Here is a 17,273-nt window from a genome sequence, read left to right as displayed (position 1 = left end):
ATAACTATTTAGTATTGTTTTTTTCCCTATATTGTTGTAATAGTTTTCTATTAAATCCTTCTTCGGCTTTTCTGAGTTTTATAATTTTTATAGGAGATAGAATTCCTTTTAAATTAACAATGAATTTTTTACGAAGTTGAAACAATTCTTCTTCAGTATTCTCCATTTGATTTAAGAAATTTAAAGCTTCTTTCTCGTTCATTTTTTCAACCTCACCTCCATCAAAACGATCCATATAGGAACGCATTTTTTCATGTTTTAATTCACGTTGTTTATCTTCAAAAGCATTGTAAATTGGCCAAAACCTAGTTGCTTCATCTGAATTAAGTTTCAGTTCATCAGTGATATATGCTACCTTCAAAGCTTTTATTTTTTCTCTTTTTTCTTTAAATCGAGGTTGTGCAAAACTATTTACAGTAAATAAAATAAAAAAAAGATATAGTAAATTTTTCGTTTTCATAAAATAAGATTAATTAATTATGTATTCTTCTAAATTGGAATGAGTTGAAAGTAAATCTTCGATGGCTTTATCTTCTATATTGAAATTCAATTTCATTTTTTTAATATCATCTTCGTCTAATAAATTCGCTAGCTCATCATCTGAAATTGCATCCTGACTTGTAAGATAATTTTCTATTGTTGTTTTGTCTAAAGCGTTTTGTTGATTTACAATTGCAGTATAAATAGGTATCGATACAGCAACTATCAAAATGGCAGCAACTGCATACATCCAAGTTATTTTTCTACTAAAAATTGAAATTACTTTTGGCTCATTTTCAGGTAACTGTTGTATTACTTTAGCTGAAAAATCATCAAAATAATTCTCTGGAGCTTTAAATCCAGATTTAATTTTTGGTTCGTTTTCTAATTTAAATTCATTCATAATCATAAGACTTTGTTTTTTTGAAAAGGTTTAATATGAAGTCATATATAGTTCAATTTTCTTTACGGCATGATGGTAAGAAGCTTTTAAAGCACCTACGGATGTTCCTAAAATTTCCGATAGGTCTTCGTATTTTATTTCTTCAAAGTATTTCATTTTAAAAACCAATTGTTGTTTCTCTGGTAATTGGGCTATTGCCTTTTGTAATTTAATTTGAATTTCATTTCCGTCAAAAAAAGAATCCGCTTTTAAATTATCTACCATTTTACTTTGCAAGGCTTCACTTGTAGTTCCGTTTCGTTTTGCTTTTTGATTAATAAATGTAATGGCTTCATTTGTTGCAATACGATACATCCAAGAAAATAATTTGCTATCGCCTTTAAAATTTTTAAGATGTTGAAAAACTTTTACAAATGTATTTTGCAAAACATCATCGGTATCGTCATGATTCAGAACGATATTTCGAATGTGATTGTATAATGGCTTTTGATACTCCTGTAAGAGTTTTTGAAACGCTTCATTTTGCGTTTTAGGATGTAATAGTTTTTGTATGAAATCTTTTTCTTCCAAAAAAATGTTTTCTATTAGAATGCAACTAATGGAAAAGGTTTAATTCCTCCAAATAAAAAATTAAGGTTCAGAAGATTCAACTGCTTGTTCAACAGGAGTTGCAACAGGTTCTTGATCAGTTTTAGGTTTGCTTATCACAACTGCTTTAGATTGTATAGGAATATAAATTTCGGTAATCCATTGCGATGGATTTGCAATTTGCTCTATGTTTTTATAGTACAACTCTAACGAAGCCACATTTATATTTTGAGACAAATTATTTTTATTAATATATTTAAAAGTTTTTTGCCAAGCTTCTTTAGTATGAGAATAATCGCCTTTTAAAATTGTTTTTACAGCTTTAAACGGATACAATTGTCCAGAAGTAATATCGCTTCCTTGACTAGTATAAACAATTTCTTTAATAGGAATACAAACTGAAAGTTTAGTAATTCCTGATGCATTATCATAAGTATGATACAAAACAAATGGTTTTCCGTGCATTACTAACTTATTCTTCTTAAAAAAATTAATAATTTTAGGAATCATGATGCGCAAATTTTTTGGCACATCACTAATTTTACTGGTAATACTCTGTTTTAAATAATAGCAACCAAGTTTTTGTACAACACCAGCCACTTTAATAGAGTAGGTGTTTATTTCATAATCTAAAGTTTTATCTAAATTAGCTAGGCTTTTTTCATACATATCACCTATAACGTTACTCGGCCCGCCTTTAAAAGCACTATAAACTTTAAAACCAAAACCCATAGTTCCTTTAGATCTCCATGTTACTTTTGTTCCTCCTGCCGTATCTTTAAATGTCCAATAAACATCTGAAAGAGAGCCGTTATAGTCCATTTTTTGATGAATACTAACATTGTTTTTTATAGCTATGGTTTTCATTTCTCCGTTACCATCATTTCCTTTCCAAGAATAATTGGCACCAATGCCAACAGTATTATTAGGATAATTAAAAGTCATTTCTGGGTCTTCCTTTTTCCAAGAACCAAAAGTCTCCCAATTTCTAAAATCGTTCACATAATTAAAAACGGTACTTCTTTGAGATTTGATTACTCGACTTCTTGTAACGTCATAATCCCCTTTTTGAGTAGCTATAAATACTGTTGTTGCAAAAAGAGTCAATAAAAGCAATAGAAATATATATTTTAAAATTTTCATGATTTTACAATTATTTGCTTTTGTAAAGTTAGAAATTTTTAGTTACTCTTGGATATTATTAAAAAAAAGTATTGGTGAGGCGTTTTGATTTGCTTTTTTTACAAATTGCTGTTGCCAGTAGTATTTAATATTTCTTTTTTATTTGTTAGATTAATCTTCGAGCAATATTGTCTCGAAAATAGTTAAACTAAGCTCTTTAGCTCATTTTTTCTTTAATTTCAAAAACATTTACTGCAATTTTTTTTAGTTTTTGAGCTTTTTATTTGTGATTTGAAAGATAGCGAAAAGTGCAGCAAATCATCCCAAATACAAAACCAACTTCCTATTAAGCCTATTGCCCAAATCCTTTGAATTAGCTATTAGCAAACGTTATTCTATGGTGAAATATTTGTTATTAACAGCAAAAATGGCCAGTTAGTTCTTTCATCTAAGCAATAATAAAATGCATTTTTATTGAAGCTCAAGGAATTTCCACCAATTAAAATGTCTATTTTATCGAATCGAATATCTACTTTTTCTACTGGCTTTGCAATTCCACTTCCTATCCCTATTATGATTTCTTCATCAGGTATAATTTCTTTTGAAACACTAATAGATTGTTTATCAATTTGATAGTTTTCAAAGTATATATTTTCTTCGCTTAAATCATCAAGGTTTTTAAAAAACATTCTTATTTCAATTTTACTATTAGTTTTGTTTTCGATAATTATTGAATTCACTGAGTCACAAGAAGTAAATAATAAAAAGATTAATAATTAAAAGGATATTCTATTAGTTTTCATTGATATAGTTTTATGTTAATTTGTGTAAATGTTTTCAAACTTGAATATAACTACGATAAAACAAGACGTAATTGGCCAACATAAGGTAGATTGGTCTTAGAAAGTAGCAATAGCAATCCTTCTCAAATATATAAATTAACTTTCAAAACCTGTGATAAACTTTTAAAACTAAAATAGATCACAATTGCTGTGGCAAAATTTTGATTTTTAAAACTTAAACACAAAATAAACCCAAAAGTTTAATAGTAAGCACCATTAATTTGAAATTAGAAAAAGAGATTTATAGCCAAATGGTAGTCTTTTTTCGGTTTATTCTGACTATGAAAAATAACCACACACATTAGATTATTTCTTTGATGCAATATTTTAAATCCAATTAATATTAATAGTTTATCTTCTACTAATTACTATATAAAACTGCCAAGATTACCTTCAATTACTTTTTAATCGCTCTGTTCTTATATATTGCAATACTCCTGGTGCAGATGCTCTAAGTCTTCCTCTCCGGTGCATAATGAAATATTTTTTGTTTCATGTTATAATATTTCACCCACTAAAACGCAACTCGCAATCTCTATCATAATGATAGCATTTGGTTTGGGTGTTATAGATAATGGGTGCATTAAGTTCGTTTTTCATAAATGTAACATAATTATACACGGAGCGAACAGATATCCCGAGTCTTTGAGAAAGACACTCTGAATTTCCTGCTCTACCCGCCATTAGTAGCTCGTGTAATTGTATGATAACTCTTATATCCAAATCTGATTGCAATTTTAACACTTAGGTCTGCAACCAGAATGCAATGTGTAATATTTTATTAACAGTTCATTCTTGCTCTACAATCTAAGTGGAGTTCAAACTTAAAAGGATAAAAATGGATCTCCTTACGGGAAACCGTAAAGAGGCGTTTTTTTTCTAATTTTCTTAGCTTTTTTAGATTGTAACTTGATACAAATTGGGGTAACTGTGTGTAATTTTTCTGCGACCAGTAGGCTAGGAATAACCTAGTTTACGAAATGAATGCTAAATAGATAAACCCAAGGAGCGCTGCAAGGAATACGATAATAACTGCAGAAGCTATAAGTAGTTTGAAGATATGGTTTTGGTGCTTTTTCATTTGGAAGTTTGTATTTTCAAATATTTTGCAATAGTATACATTAGGTCTGCAACCAAAATGCACTTTCAAATTTTTCACGGCAACCTACTAATTCACCATTCATTTATAAGTACAACAACTATTGCTTGATGATTTCCAACAGTTCATAATCCCCATTGATAGTTAGGAAATCCTTATCTTGAACAGTATAATCCTCATGGAGCATAAAGTGAACAGTCATTTTCATCCAATCCTGGTCAGAGTTCAGTAAGGTATAGACATGGGTAATGCGATAACAAACAGAACCACCCTTCTTTACAGCTGTAATCCTCGAAAACGAAAGGGGACAATAGCTATCAGGATTGTTTAAATGGTCTTTTAAATACGCTTTCACGGCACTTTCAGCCTTGATTTGTGGTGAATTCGTACAGGCGTTCAAACAAAAAAAAGCCAACGCAACAATGAGAAAATTCCATATTTTCATGATTTATCGGTAAATAGTTTTTCGTTGATACAAAAGGGGCAGACCCTAGAAGTAGAATAAATTTTCCTAGATGCTATCAGTGCCTCCTCATAGGAAGCGAAATGACCTAATAATTCTCTACTACAAAAGGTAGGGAGGTAGGAGCAGTTTTCTTCATGAACAACATAAACTTCATTGCGTAGCTGGAAAGTAGTGACATAATAGATTTTCATGTTTTTTGGAAGATTATATAGTTAAATATTTTGCTATAATAAACATTAGGTCTGCAACCAGAATGCACTTTCTATTTTTTTTTCGTTAATCTACTAATTCACCATTCTTTTATAAGTACAACCACTATTGTCCAATGATTTCCAACAGTTCATAATCCCCATTGATAGTTAGGAAATCCTTATCTTGAACAGTATAATCCTCATGGAGCATAAAGTGAACAGTCATTTTCATCCAATCCTGTTAAGAGTTCAGTAAGGTATAGACATGGGTAATGCGATAACAAACAGAACCACCCTTCTTTACAGCTGTAATCCTCGAAAACGAATGGGGACAATAGCTATCAGGATTGTTTAAATGGTCTTTCAAATACGCTTTCACGGCACTTTCAGCCTTGATTTGTGTTGAATTTGTACAGGCGTTTAAACAAAAAACAGCCAAGGGAATAATGAGAAAATTCCATATTTTCATGATTTATTGGTAAATAGTTTTTCGTTAATACAAAATGGGCACACAATAGAAGTGGAATAAATTTTTTTAGACTCTTTTAGTGCTTCTTCATAGGAAGGGAAGTGACCTAAAAATTTTCTATTCAAAAAGTTAGGGAGGTATTTGCAACCTTCCTCATGAATTACATAAACTTCATTGTGTAGTTGTAAAGTAGTAACATAATAGATTTTCATATTTTGTTGTATTTATCTTTTATAGGATTCAAAAGTAAAACCAATAGAAAAGCCATCCTTACGGAAAACCGTAAAGACCATTACAAAATATAAAATAATAGCAAAGTCAGATAAGCCTGTAAATTATTGAAAGTAACATACAGTGGATATAGCCATAAAGAATTTCACAACCTATGTATTGAAAAAATCCGATGGATTCCTTTTAAATCGGTTTCATCCGCGTTCCAATTTTAAGTTTGGTGCAGTTAACCAATGCGAAACTATAGTGTATCAGCAATCAAATCAGTCCCAAGTCTTTGGCTAGAGCAATGAGATGCACGTTATTATTGGCTTTGAAGTAGATTTTTAATTTGTTGATGCGTTTTTCTATACTGCTAGTGCCATTAGGAATAATAGCGTCTTTTTTAAACGTTAGAGCAATTTCATCTTGAGTCAAACCAGTTGCTAAAGCACTCAACAACTGAATGTCATAGGCTTCTATTTCAATAAGTCTTTTAGCAGACAAATTATGAGCCAGTGCTGTAGAGAGATGTTTATCGTTGTTGAGGTATACTTTTTCTATAGTTTTTTGCAGTTCGGGGATACTGTTTCTGCCTTTCATGACATAACCGTCTACCCCCAGGGAATCAATAAGCGATTTGATTCGATAGGATTTGTCTTCAATAGAAAAGACTATCACTTTAATACTAGGTTGTTCCTTTCTAAGAATAGCAATCAACTCTTCTCCCGATTGCAGTTTATTTTCCCTATGGTCGGTTTTAAAAGATAAATCGGTAATCAATAGCTCAAAAGGCTGTTGCTCTAGTGCTGCTTTTTTTATTTTTAAGAAAGCTTCGTCACAGTATTTAGCATTCTCAATTTCAGGAATTCCTAAAGCTTCTAATGCTTGTACTACTGCAATGTTAATGCTGTCTAAATCTTCTGCTACTATGACTTTTTTAAACATAACGAGTGCTAATTTATAAAGGAATTAAGATGCTTACCTTAAATCCTTTTTTAGTTTCAGTGTCAAAAGTAATGCTTCCTTTTAGGTCTATAATACGGTTTTCCACATTTTGAAGACCATTTTTTAAAAGTAAGGTATCAGAGGAGAGTCCAATCCCATTATCTGTATAATCCAATTGGAGATTATTTTTTACTTTTTTAAAAGAAATAACGACTAAACTGCTTTGGCTATGCTTTTTCATATTCACTAACAGCTCATTAATGATACGGTAGAGTATAATTTTTTTAGAACTATCCAGAGCATTCAATACATCAGGATCTAGACCATTAACTAAAATAGTGGTTGAATCGCTGTTATAACTAGAGAGTACTTCTTTCAAATAGGGTACAAAGTTCAGACCTGTATCAATCGTACTGTTTTCTTTAGATATGTTTCGGGTTCTGGAATAAATAGTATCCAAAGTATTCACTAGAAATTCTTTGTTTTTTTCAGAAGTTAAGTCCTGATTATCAGCATAAGTCATAACCTGAAAAACATCATTGGCCAATTCATCATGCAATTTTTTAGCAATTCTAGTTTCAGTAGTGTAAGAGGTGAGCAACTTTTCCCTTTTGTGCTTAGATTGAATCAAGAAGTAAATCAATAGAGATAAAAGGAGTAGAGAAACCAAAGTAACAGATAACAGCATATTCTTAGTTTGTGTGCGTTCCTCTTGCAGTTTTAAACTAACATTCTCTTCTTTAGATTTTGAAGCATCGTATTTTATTTTTGCAAATTGATTCTTGGCAATTTGTTTTGCTTTTGTTAAACTGTCACTAAGACGGAGATGAATAAGAGAATATTTTTTAAATTCATTACCATCACTATTTTGGAGTATTACGCCTAAGGTTTCTAAACGGTCTTCGGCATTATTTATTTTTGTTGCCAATTCATAAGCTTTTATAGCATAGTTTTTAGCCAAAACACTATTTGTTGGTTCATAATACTTAGCAAGATAAAAATAGCTCGCAGTAGTATAGAAATCATTCTTATCTTTTATACGAAGGGACAAAGACTGATTCAAATAGTCAAGGGCAGATGGATCACCAGCTTGAAAATAGGCATATCCAAGGTTACACAAAACTAAGCCATGGGCCTCTACATTACCTAGAACTTCTTTTTGTTTTAAAACTTCTGATAAAAGAGCAATGGCTTTTTTAAACTCTTTCTTCTTAGTATAAAGATTAGCTATATTATTTTTAATAATTGCTTGATCTAATGCATAATTAGTTGTACTGAGTGCCAATTGAAAATACTTTAAGCCGTTTTCATAATCATAACTATCCATAAAATTTATTCCTAACGTAGAATAAATAATCGTTTGATATTCGATATGGGTCTCTTTATTGAAAAGTCTAATAGCTTCAGTAGCCGTAGCTTCACTACCCGAATAATCAGACTGTTGTCGCTGAATCTGAGCCATTTGCATCAAGGAATAAACAATTTTATTATTGTCATGTAGTGCTTCACCAATCAATTTGGTTTTATTATAACAATAAAATGCCTTACTATAATCTTGATTTTTATACAGAATTTCTGCTTTATTAAAAAGGGTGTAGAATTCTGAAGTCAACTTAGAAGTAGCTATTGGTTTAACTTCCTTTTTGCAAGATACCGTAACCAAAAGTACAGTCAGCACTATAATAATAATCGGGAAATGTAACTTTTTGAGTATCATTTCCCGAAAATAATAAAATTAATTTAATTTCCCTGATAATATTTAATTCTTAATTGAATTAAGGATTAGGTCTAGTAGCAGGGCCGCCAGAAGTCCCACCAATAGCAGTAACTTTCTCAGTATTGAAAGAGGGATTTTGTTTTCGGATTCCACTCAACAAGGTGCTAGTTCCAGATGATGCTATAGCTACTGTAGCTATAAGGTAAAACGATAATAAGGATACTTTTTTCATTTTTTAAGTAGTAAAAATTAGACATAGGTTGGGCTGTACGATTCCTGAAATCGAGGGTTAATTGGTGCCAAACCGATAAAATTGAGGTACCTTATAGTTACAGTTGGGAAGTGAAGTGCTGTGGTTCAGTAAAGTCTAATCATACTTCCCGAATAAATATTCCATACTGCCCAGCAACACTTTTTTAGAAGTAGTTTTGTACATTTGTTGAGAGTACAATTCAAAACAAAAACTATTTCTGCAGCAAAGTAATGGGAGTTGTTTGGAGTTGTAGTAATGTAATTCCGGTCTTTCCGATAATTCCGAAAGATTCCGTTTTATTCCAAATGATGCTTATGAACAGTAGTACGTATGAAAATTACACCGAAGCCATAAAAGCCCAATATGATGAGGTTAAAGAAGGAATGTATGCTAGTTTTTTACTGCAACCCACACCTGCTCAATTGAGAAATTTGTGTGTAATGCTTTTGGATCATGGATTAAGCAAAGCCGATGAGGGGATTTTTACTTTGTTTTTTCAAGTGAAAGAAGGGGAAAATTTAAGAAGGAGCATCGAAAATTTTGATGTAGAGAAGTTCAAGGCAGTAAAGAATTTTTTAACGGGTAAGAATACAAAGACCAATCCCAATAGTTTGAATCTAATTGCAGTGTTAGTCAATTTTAATTCGAGGCCTTTTAGTAAATTTATACAACAAGGCGCAACGGTTGTAAAAAAAACTGCTATGGAAGTGTCAATTCAGGAAGAAGAAAGTCGAGAAATTATTAAGCAAGAGTACTTTCAAGAGAATGTAATACTACACCAAAAAAAGCCAAAAGCCAGAAGTATAGCCATAGGAGTAGGAGTAATAGGCTTGATAGTTGGAAGTTTTGGAATAAAAAAAGAATATTTTCCCGATAAAGAATGTGTGCAATGGAATAAGGACCATTATGAAGAAGTAGTTTGTGAGGGAAGTAAAATAGGATTTGCAGACGTAAATCCTATCATAGAAGGACAAGAATCTTTATTGGATTTCAAAAAAATAGAAGTTTCTGATACCACAACTTTTTTTAAGAACAAACAACCTGTGATTTGGTATTGTAAACAGGATGGAAAATGTGAATATTTTAATGCCCCAGGTTTACATCCAGAAAGTGGGAAAACTTTAAAACCGATTAGTAAGTATATTATAAAGAAGTATGTTTTACAGGAAAATAAGAAATAGCTTATCGAAATTTGTTCTAAAGGATTCATTATTAACTGTGATGCGATAGATTCAATATTAAAAATTGTATAGATAAGAATTATAAAAAAAGTAATGGTTCACGAATACTTCATAAAAATTTTCTATAACAAATTCCTATTCAAATCCTTTATATTTGTATTTATCAAAATACTACATTTAAGGAAAGAGAAAAGAGTTTAAGTACACTTAATATAAAATCGAACTGACAAAAAATCATCATCAATTACTAGTTATCACAACGGATTAAATACATATATTTTTAATATAAAGCAACCTAAATTCATAAATCAGGTTGTCGTCTTTTTTTATTGTCAACAAATCTTAAATAACACTTAAATCAAGGTGAATTCCAATTTAAAACTAAACATTTTTGCCTACTTTTGCCTGACTTTTTAATTTATTAATTCCAAACTAATGGAAAAAAAGATACTTTCCTTTTTATTCTCCACTCGTTTAATGGCTTTTTTATTCTTATCTTATGCAGTGGCAATGGGAATCGGAACCTTTATTGAAAGCGAATACAATACGGATACGGCTCGAATTCTAATTTACAATACCAAATGGTTTGAAGCCATTCATTTGTTTTTTCTAATTAATTTTTTAGGAAATTTAAAACGGTACCAACTCTATAAAAAAGAAAAATGGGCGACTCTTTTATTGCACTTGTCTTTTATTTTCATACTAATAGGTGCAGGAATTACTCGGTATATTAGTTACGAAGGCATGATGCCCATTCGCGAAGGCGCTGCCGAAAATCAAATTTATTCTGATAAAACGTTCCTCACTTATTTTGTAGATGGTGAATATAAAGGTGAAATGAAGCGACGTGTTTTCGAAAATCCTTTGTTGCTTTCTCCGGTTACCAACAACGCGTTCTCCTATATCGAAGACTTTGCCGATATTCCTTTTGAAGTGTCCTATAAAAATTTTATTATGGGCGCCACAGAATCGATTGCTGAAGATAAAAACGGAATTGTTTATTTAAAATTAGTCGAATCTGGTGATGGAACCCGTCACGAGCATTATTTAAAAGAAGGCGAAGTCCAAAACATTCACAACATTTTATTTGCTTTAAATAAATTTACTAAAGGTGCTGTTAATATCAACACCACTGGAGATTCCTATACCATTCAAACTCCATTTGATGGACAGTTCATGCGAATGGCCGATAAAATGCAGGGCAAAGTGATAAAAGATGCAACGCAACCGTTAATGATGCGTTCTTTGTATAATGTGGGAGGTTCACAATTTGTTTTTCCGGAACCCGCCAAAAAAGGGTTTAAAACCTATGTTTCGAATAACGATTTTAAAGCTAAAAAACACGACGATGCATTAATGGTAACCATTAGCTCTCAAGGAACAACTAAGGAAGTTACGTTATTAGGGTCTAAGGGTAAAATAGGAGAGCCTCAAGTGGTTACTATTGGTAAACTAGATTTTACGTTATCCTACGGAAGTAAAGCCTATACTTTGCCATTCAAAATTCAGCTGAATGATTTTATTGCAACAAAATATCCTGGAACCGAAAAAAGTTATGCCGCTTTCGAAAGTCAAGTGACAGTTTTAGACAACAACAAAAAAACGGATGCTCGCATTTATATGAATCATATTTTAGATTATGGTGGGTATCGCTTTTTTCAATCTTCGTTTGACCCAGATGAAAAAGGAACGGTACTATCTGTAAACCACGATTTCTGGGGAACACTAATCACTTATATTGGTTACTTCATGTTGTTTTTTGCCATGATGGCGATATTGTTTACCAAGCATTCTCGCTTTGCAGACATCAAACGCAAATTAGAAATTGTGAAAAATAAGAAAGCAAAATTAGTTACTATTGTCCTTCTTTTTTTGAGTTGCCATGCCTTTGCACAAAATCATGCGAGTCATAAACCCACACAAAATCAAATTGATTCGCTATTAAATAAATATAAGGTTACCGAGGAGCATGCCGCTAAATTTGGTCGATTGATTGTTCAAGATGAAGGCGGTAGAATGAAACCAGTGAATACGTTCTCGTCTGAATTGTTGCGTAAAGTAAGCAAGAGCGATGCTTATAAAGGCATGAATTCCGATCAAGTATTTTTGTCGATGGTACAATTTCCTAGAGTTTGGTTTGAAGTTCCTTTAATTTACATCAAAAACGGAAATGACAGTATTCGGAAAATTATAGGATTGGAATCAAAAGAAAAATATGCTCCTTTTATTAAATTCTTTGATGATAAAGGCAATTATAAATTGACACCTTACATTGAGGAAGCTTATAAAGCATCGATTCCCGATCAATTTCAGAAAGATTTTATAGAAACCGATCGTAAAGTAAATTTATTAAATTCGGCATTGAGTGGCAGTATTTTGAGAATTTTTCCTATTCCTAATGATGCCAATAACAAATGGATTTCGTATTTAGAATTGAATCAAGCCAACATTCACGGATCTGATTCTACGTTTACTAAAAACATACTTCCTTTATACATGAGTGCTTTAGATAGTGCTGAGATTAAAAAGGATTATGTAAATGCGAATTTCTTTTTGCAAAGCATGGAGAATTATCAGAAAAAGTTTGGAAGTGCGGTTCGCCCTAACGACGATAAAATTTCTTCTGAAATCATGTATAACAAATACGATATTTTTAAAAAGTTGTATTATTTGTATATGCTAACGGGAGTTTTGATGCTATTGTTTACAATCATTAATATTTTCTTCGAAAGGAAAGCCATTCGAATTGTTATTAACGGATTTCATATACTAATAGGTTTCTTATTTCTATTGCATACTGCAGGATTAATGGCGCGTTGGTACATTTCAGGTCATGCCCCTTGGAGTGATGCCTACGAAAGTATGATTTATGTGGCTTGGGCAACCATGTTTTTTACTTTGGCTTTTGATATCAAATCAAAATTGACGGTTGCTTCTGGAACTTTTGTGGCTTCGATGATTTTAATGATTGCCCATTGGAATTGGATGGATCCTTCGATTGCGAACTTGCAACCGGTTTTAAATTCCTATTGGTTGATGATTCACGTGGCAGTAATTGTGGCCAGTTATGGTCCGTTTACTCTAGCAATGGTTTTAGGGGTAGTAGCTTTAATTTTAATGTTGTTTACCAACAGTAAGAACAAATCCAAAATGGATTTGAACATTCAAGAAATTACGTATATCAATGAAATGGCTTTAACCATAGGATTGGTGATGTTAACTATTGGAAACTTCCTTGGCGGACAATGGGCCAACGAAAGTTGGGGCCGTTATTGGGGATGGGACCCTAAAGAGACTTGGGCCTTAATTAGTATTATGATTTACGCATTCGTGATTCACGCTCGATTTGTTCCTGCTTTACGCGGAAAATGGATTTATAATTTAATGAGCATCATTGCTTTCTACTCAATTATGATGACGTATTTCGGTGTAAATTTTTACCTAACCGGAATGCATTCGTATGCTAGTGGAGACAAAGTGGTAACACCAAGTTTTGTATATTATTCAGTAGCTTGTGTTGCCGTTTTAGGTTTCTTTTCGTATTTGAGTTACAAGAAACATTTGAAGAAATAAAATTAAAACGTTATTTTTATATATAGTTGGAGTGTGTGCTTTACCTAAAGTATAGTATTTTTACACTGTAAATATTACCTCCGTCGGCTATTTAAAGGATAATTTCATAGGCTTTGTATTTACAGTTCGATATACAAGTTGCCATTTTGTGGTATTGTCTCCAAATTTATCTTACAAACCAATACTTATTGTTGCAAATTGTGGGCATTTTTAAAAACCAAATTTCAATAAGTGCTTAGGACAATTCTTAACATTATTTATAATTCTGTTTACAATTTAAGATTTAGTTTCTTTTTGATCATCTAAAAAGACATGATTAGTTCTTTTTCTTTTTTTAGGAAAAAATTCTTTTTTAACTGTTATAACTATAATTAAAGTAGATACTGCCATCAAAATACAACCCAAAATAATATGAAATGTATTACCCAAAAAAGGGTTTTCCATTACAGAAACATGATTTAAAAGATAATATCCTAAAATAAAAAATACAATACAAATTAGTATGATTTTAATATTTAAGTTACTTTTTATTTTTCTGCTTTTGAAACTACTCATAGTTTAAAATAATTAATTTATAAGCTATAATTTTATTTTAGCAATGTCATTATAATGCACTTTTTGTTTAATTACTGCATTTTCAATGACAATGATACTAGGATTTGCTCTTTCGATAGTTTTTAGTGTTGTAGCATCACAAAAATAATAATCAAAACTTTGTCCGAATTCTTTTTTTATAGAAGTGATTTCTTCTGAAGATGAAGCAGTTACTCCAATTACTTTATATCCTTTAGATTTTGCTAAACGATTTAATTGCTCTAATTTTTCTAATCCTTTTTTATCCGATTTTAATAAATCATAAGCAACAAAAAGCATTAATTTGGGTTCTTTTAATAGTTCATCTTTATAATCAGACCCTTCCTTTTCTAATGTAAAATCATGAATAGGAGGAACGTAGCCTAAAGAAATTATATTGTCTTTTCGGTCTACAAACGTTGCTCCTTCAGGAATAGACATCAAATCTTTTTCAGTAAATTCTTTATTTACCCCATTTATTTTATAAATAAATACCATTTCTATTACACTTTTTGGAGCGTTTTCAGGTATTTCCATTCCTTTAATGATGTTTGTTCCTACTTTATAGGCTCTAAAATCTTTTAGAGGCAAATGATTTAAAACCCAATACCCCATAAAGAGGCATAAAAAAATACTTACTATAAATAACACATTCGTGAATTGATGACCAAATATAGGTTTGATAGCTTTTTTATTAAAAAATAATATCAGAATAAAAAACAGCAGCACAACATCTTTTGTAAAAGATTGCCACGGAGTTAATTTTAAAGCATCACCAAAGCAACCACAATCGGTTACTTTATTAAAATAGGCAGAGTAAAAGGTAAGAAATGTAAAGAAAACAATCATTAGCAATAAGTTCCAAATCGTAAATTTAGATTTATAGCCTATGAGCAACATAAATCCTAAAACCGTTTCGAAAATAACAATAAATACAGCAATAGCTAATGCATACGGGACTAAAAATGGAAGGTTTAAAACGGTTTCCCCAAAATACTCGCCAAGTTTATAAGAAAAACCTACAGGATCATTAAGTTTAATTAATCCAGAAATAATAAATAAAATTCCAACAAAAATTCGTGAAAACTGAACACTATATTTTTTCATTTTTTGCATTATAAAAGGTAAATATAAACAAGATTATTTAAAAAAGAAATACCAAAATTATTTTTTTGATGAAAATCCCATTAAAATTAAAGCAAAAACGGAATAATTAATCATGTCTTGGTAATTGGCATCAATTCCTTCCGAAACTAATGTTTTTCCTTTATTATCCTCAATTTGCTTTACACGAAGTAGTTTTTGTAAAATTAAATCGGTTAATGAGCTCACGCGCATTTCTCGCCAAGCCTCACCATAATCGTGATTTTTAGCTTCCATTAATTCTTTTGTAATTTTTATTTTGCTATCATATAATTCAGTTGCTTTTTCAACACCTAAATCAGGTTGGTCTACCACACCAAGCTCTAATTGTAGTAAAGCCATTATTGAGTAATTAATGATTCCAATAAATTCTCCGGTTTCATCTTCATCTACCTTTCGAATATCATTTTCTTGCAAACTTCTAATTCTTTGCGCTTTTATGAATATTTGATCGGTTAATGATGGCAATCTTAAAATACGCCAGGCACTGCCATAGTCTTTCATTTTGTTAATAAAAAGGGTACGACAAATTTTTATAACCGCATCGTATTCTTGTGATGTATTCTTCATTATTGATGTATATTTGTATTCAATTTTTTTGTTTCGAACGATTCTGCCTTATGGCTTAGGGTCAAAAATAGTATATTTTTTTGAATCATGAGTTTTCAAATTTATTTACCTCGACTCAAAAAATTAAAACGTATATAATGACCATAAACTGCAATGGAAATCTCATTGATTTAGCAACACCAAAAGTAATGGGTATTTTGAATGTTACTCCTAACTCTTTTTTTGATGGGGGCAAGCATTCAAATGAGAATGAGATTTTGAATCAAGTAGAAAAAATGCTCTCGGAAGGTGCTACATTCATTGATGTTGGAGCCTATTCTAGCAAACCTAAAGCGGAGTTTGTTTCAGAAAAAGAAGAATTAGAAAGAATACTTCCAGTGATACAATCTATTTTAAAACAGTTTCCCAAAACAATACTCTCTGTCGATACTTTTCGAAGTGAAGTGGCTAGGGTTTGTATTGAAAATGGAGTAGCTATGATAAACGATATTTCCGCCGGAAGTTTAGATGAAAATATGTTTGAAGTCATAGCGAAATATAAAGTTCCTTATATAATGATGCACATGCGTGGCACAGCGCAAACCATGCAATCACTAACCAATTATGATAATATTGTTAAGGAAATGATTTTCTATTTTTCTGAAAAAGTAGCAAAAGCTACAAGTTTAGGAATTACTGATTTGATTCTAGATCCAGGATTTGGATTTGCAAAAACGTTAGAACAAAATTATGAAGTATTACAAAATATTGAATTGTTTCAAATGTTAGAATTACACATTTTAGTAGGTATTTCTCGAAAATCTATGATTTATAAAGTGTTGAATTCTAATCCTAATGATGCTTTAAACGGAACAACAGTTTTAAATACAATTGCATTGATAAAAGGAGCAAAAATTCTTAGGGTTCATGATGTAAAAGAAGCTGTAGATTGTATCAAAATAATACAGAATCTGCATTTATAATATTATTGATGATGATACGGTTCGTTTTTTAAAATAGTAAAACTGCGATACAATTGCTCAATAAAAAACAAACGCACCATTTGATGGGAAAAGGTCATTAAGGATAATGAGATTTTTCCGTTTGCTTTTGCATAAAGCGATTCAGAAAAGCCATAAGGTCCACCAATTACAAAAACTAAAGTTTTAATTCCAGCATTCATTTTCTTTTGTAATTCTTCTGAAAATGCTATGCTAGAAAATGTTTTTCCGTTTTCATCTAATAAAATCAATTGGTCTGTTGATGAAATTTTAGACAAAATCAATTCGCCTTCTTTTTCTTTTTGCTGGCTTTCTGACAAGTTTTTTACGTTTTTGATATCAGGAATGATTTCTAAATCGAACTTGATGTAAAAAGACAATCTTTTTTGATATTCTTCGATAAGTAATTGTAAATTTTTATTGTCGGTTTTGCCAATGGTAATAAGTTTGATATTCATTCGATAA

The 17,273-nt window shown here is 31.1% G+C and carries 18 protein-coding genes; 3 read left to right on the top strand and 15 right to left on the bottom strand.

Features of this window, described 5'->3' with window-relative positions; all coding sequences use genetic code 11:
• Positions 1-4: 4 nt before the first annotated feature.
• From ACFQ0S_RS08650 to ACFQ0S_RS08600, 11 genes are all read right to left on the bottom strand, one after another.
• On the bottom strand, positions 5-460 hold the full coding sequence (locus tag ACFQ0S_RS08650; protein WP_379756132.1) for a sensor of ECF-type sigma factor: 456 nt from the start codon (positions 458-460) through the stop codon (positions 5-7).
• Between the two features lie 9 nt (positions 461-469).
• Positions 470-883 (bottom strand): hypothetical protein, encoded by a 414-nt coding sequence (locus ACFQ0S_RS08645; protein ID WP_379756135.1) that lies wholly within the window; start codon positions 881-883, stop codon positions 470-472.
• A gap of 30 nt (positions 884-913) precedes the next feature.
• Positions 914-1,453 carry an RNA polymerase sigma factor gene (locus ACFQ0S_RS08640; RefSeq protein WP_379756138.1) on the bottom strand — a complete coding sequence of 180 codons (540 nt, stop codon included), beginning with the start codon at positions 1,451-1,453 and terminating at the stop codon, positions 914-916.
• Between the two features lie 60 nt (positions 1,454-1,513).
• On the bottom strand, positions 1,514-2,614 hold the full coding sequence (locus ACFQ0S_RS08635) for an SRPBCC family protein (RefSeq protein ID WP_379756141.1): 1,101 nt from the start codon (positions 2,612-2,614) through the stop codon (positions 1,514-1,516).
• A 374-nt stretch (positions 2,615-2,988) separates the two neighbouring features.
• Entirely contained in the window at positions 2,989-3,333 is a 345-nt protein-coding gene (locus ACFQ0S_RS08630) for a hypothetical protein (protein ID WP_379756144.1), read from the bottom strand.
• 609 nt (positions 3,334-3,942) lie between these two features.
• Positions 3,943-4,158, bottom strand: a complete 216-nt coding sequence (locus ACFQ0S_RS08625; protein WP_379819082.1) for a hypothetical protein — start codon at positions 4,156-4,158, stop codon at positions 3,943-3,945.
• A gap of 476 nt (positions 4,159-4,634) precedes the next feature.
• Complete coding sequence (locus ACFQ0S_RS08620; RefSeq protein ID WP_379819081.1) at positions 4,635-4,934, bottom strand: hypothetical protein; 300 nt, start codon at positions 4,932-4,934, stop codon at positions 4,635-4,637.
• Between the two features lie 722 nt (positions 4,935-5,656).
• Positions 5,657-5,872 carry a hypothetical protein gene (locus tag ACFQ0S_RS08615; protein WP_379756150.1) on the bottom strand — a complete coding sequence of 72 codons (216 nt, stop codon included), beginning with the start codon at positions 5,870-5,872 and terminating at the stop codon, positions 5,657-5,659.
• 277 nt (positions 5,873-6,149) lie between these two features.
• A complete protein-coding gene (locus ACFQ0S_RS08610) occupies positions 6,150-6,818 on the bottom strand; it encodes a response regulator (RefSeq protein ID WP_379756153.1) in 669 nt (222 codons plus the stop codon).
• A 13-nt stretch (positions 6,819-6,831) separates the two neighbouring features.
• Positions 6,832-8,535 (bottom strand): tetratricopeptide repeat-containing sensor histidine kinase, encoded by a 1,704-nt coding sequence (locus ACFQ0S_RS08605; RefSeq protein ID WP_379756156.1) that lies wholly within the window; start codon positions 8,533-8,535, stop codon positions 6,832-6,834.
• Between the two features lie 58 nt (positions 8,536-8,593).
• Positions 8,594-8,767, bottom strand: coding sequence for a hypothetical protein (locus tag ACFQ0S_RS08600; protein ID WP_379756159.1), 174 nt, complete (start codon positions 8,765-8,767; stop codon positions 8,594-8,596).
• A 335-nt stretch (positions 8,768-9,102) separates the two neighbouring features.
• Between ACFQ0S_RS08600 and ACFQ0S_RS08595 the strand changes: the two genes are divergently transcribed.
• Together ACFQ0S_RS08595 and ccsA are read left to right on the top strand one after the other, a co-directional pair.
• Complete coding sequence (locus tag ACFQ0S_RS08595; RefSeq protein WP_379756162.1) at positions 9,103-9,969, top strand: hypothetical protein; 867 nt, start codon at positions 9,103-9,105, stop codon at positions 9,967-9,969.
• A gap of 435 nt (positions 9,970-10,404) precedes the next feature.
• Entirely contained in the window at positions 10,405-13,542 is a 3,138-nt protein-coding gene (gene ccsA, locus ACFQ0S_RS08590) for a cytochrome c biogenesis protein CcsA (RefSeq protein WP_379756165.1), read from the top strand.
• A gap of 276 nt (positions 13,543-13,818) precedes the next feature.
• Here the strand turns inward: ccsA and ACFQ0S_RS08585 are convergent, their stop codons facing one another.
• The 3 genes from ACFQ0S_RS08585 to ACFQ0S_RS08575 all read right to left on the bottom strand — a co-directional run bounded on the left by ACFQ0S_RS08585 (position 13,819) and on the right by ACFQ0S_RS08575 (position 15,828).
• Positions 13,819-13,986, bottom strand: a complete 168-nt coding sequence (locus tag ACFQ0S_RS08585) for a hypothetical protein (RefSeq protein WP_379819080.1) — start codon at positions 13,984-13,986, stop codon at positions 13,819-13,821.
• Between the two features lie 135 nt (positions 13,987-14,121).
• Positions 14,122-15,222 (bottom strand): BT_3928 family protein, encoded by a 1,101-nt coding sequence (locus ACFQ0S_RS08580; protein ID WP_379756172.1) that lies wholly within the window; start codon positions 15,220-15,222, stop codon positions 14,122-14,124.
• Positions 15,223-15,279: 57 nt separating this feature from the next.
• Entirely contained in the window at positions 15,280-15,828 is a 549-nt protein-coding gene (locus ACFQ0S_RS08575) for a DUF1599 domain-containing protein (RefSeq protein ID WP_379756175.1), read from the bottom strand.
• A gap of 137 nt (positions 15,829-15,965) precedes the next feature.
• On the opposite strand from ACFQ0S_RS08575, the gene folP reads away from it, so the two are divergent.
• Positions 15,966-16,790, top strand: a complete 825-nt coding sequence (folP, locus tag ACFQ0S_RS08570) for a dihydropteroate synthase (protein ID WP_379756178.1) — start codon at positions 15,966-15,968, stop codon at positions 16,788-16,790.
• A 2-nt stretch (positions 16,791-16,792) separates the two neighbouring features.
• Here the strand turns inward: folP and rlmH are convergent, their stop codons facing one another.
• Positions 16,793-17,266, bottom strand: coding sequence for a 23S rRNA (pseudouridine(1915)-N(3))-methyltransferase RlmH (gene rlmH / locus ACFQ0S_RS08565; RefSeq protein ID WP_379756181.1), 474 nt, complete (start codon positions 17,264-17,266; stop codon positions 16,793-16,795).
• Positions 17,267-17,273: the final 7 nt, after the last annotated feature.

The sequence above is a fragment of the Flavobacterium myungsuense genome (assembly GCF_042677265.1).
GTDB lineage: Bacteria > Bacteroidota > Bacteroidia > Flavobacteriales > Flavobacteriaceae > Flavobacterium > Flavobacterium myungsuense.
The sequence above is the reverse complement of the archived record's forward strand: the minus strand, read 5'-3'. Positions and strand labels throughout refer to the sequence as shown.

Bases quoted from the DNA above. Each gene is read 5' to 3' on its own strand.
- ACFQ0S_RS08580 (WP_379756172.1), bottom strand. From the start codon at position 15,222: ATGAAAAAATATAGTGTTCAGTTTTCACGAATTTTTGTTGGAATTTTA.
- ACFQ0S_RS08650 (WP_379756132.1), bottom strand. From the start codon at position 460: ATGAAAACGAAAAATTTACTATATCTTTTTTTTATTTTATTTACTGTA.
- folP (WP_379756178.1), top strand. From the start codon at position 15,966: ATGACCATAAACTGCAATGGAAATCTCATTGATTTAGCAACACCAAAA.
- ACFQ0S_RS08635 (WP_379756141.1), bottom strand. From the start codon at position 2,614: ATGAAAATTTTAAAATATATATTTCTATTGCTTTTATTGACTCTTTTT.
- ACFQ0S_RS08645 (WP_379756135.1), bottom strand. From the start codon at position 883: ATGAATGAATTTAAATTAGAAAACGAACCAAAAATTAAATCTGGATTT.
- ACFQ0S_RS08605 (WP_379756156.1), bottom strand. From the start codon at position 8,535: ATGATACTCAAAAAGTTACATTTCCCGATTATTATTATAGTGCTGACT.
- ACFQ0S_RS08610 (WP_379756153.1), bottom strand. From the start codon at position 6,818: ATGTTTAAAAAAGTCATAGTAGCAGAAGATTTAGACAGCATTAACATT.
- ACFQ0S_RS08575 (WP_379756175.1), bottom strand. From the start codon at position 15,828: ATGAAGAATACATCACAAGAATACGATGCGGTTATAAAAATTTGTCGT.
- ACFQ0S_RS08585 (WP_379819080.1), bottom strand. From the start codon at position 13,986: ATGGAAAACCCTTTTTTGGGTAATACATTTCATATTATTTTGGGTTGT.
- ccsA (WP_379756165.1), top strand. From the start codon at position 10,405: ATGGAAAAAAAGATACTTTCCTTTTTATTCTCCACTCGTTTAATGGCT.
- ACFQ0S_RS08595 (WP_379756162.1), top strand. From the start codon at position 9,103: ATGAACAGTAGTACGTATGAAAATTACACCGAAGCCATAAAAGCCCAA.
- ACFQ0S_RS08600 (WP_379756159.1), bottom strand. From the start codon at position 8,767: ATGAAAAAAGTATCCTTATTATCGTTTTACCTTATAGCTACAGTAGCT.
- rlmH (WP_379756181.1), bottom strand. From the start codon at position 17,266: ATGAATATCAAACTTATTACCATTGGCAAAACCGACAATAAAAATTTA.
- ACFQ0S_RS08615 (WP_379756150.1), bottom strand. From the start codon at position 5,872: ATGAAAATCTATTATGTTACTACTTTACAACTACACAATGAAGTTTAT.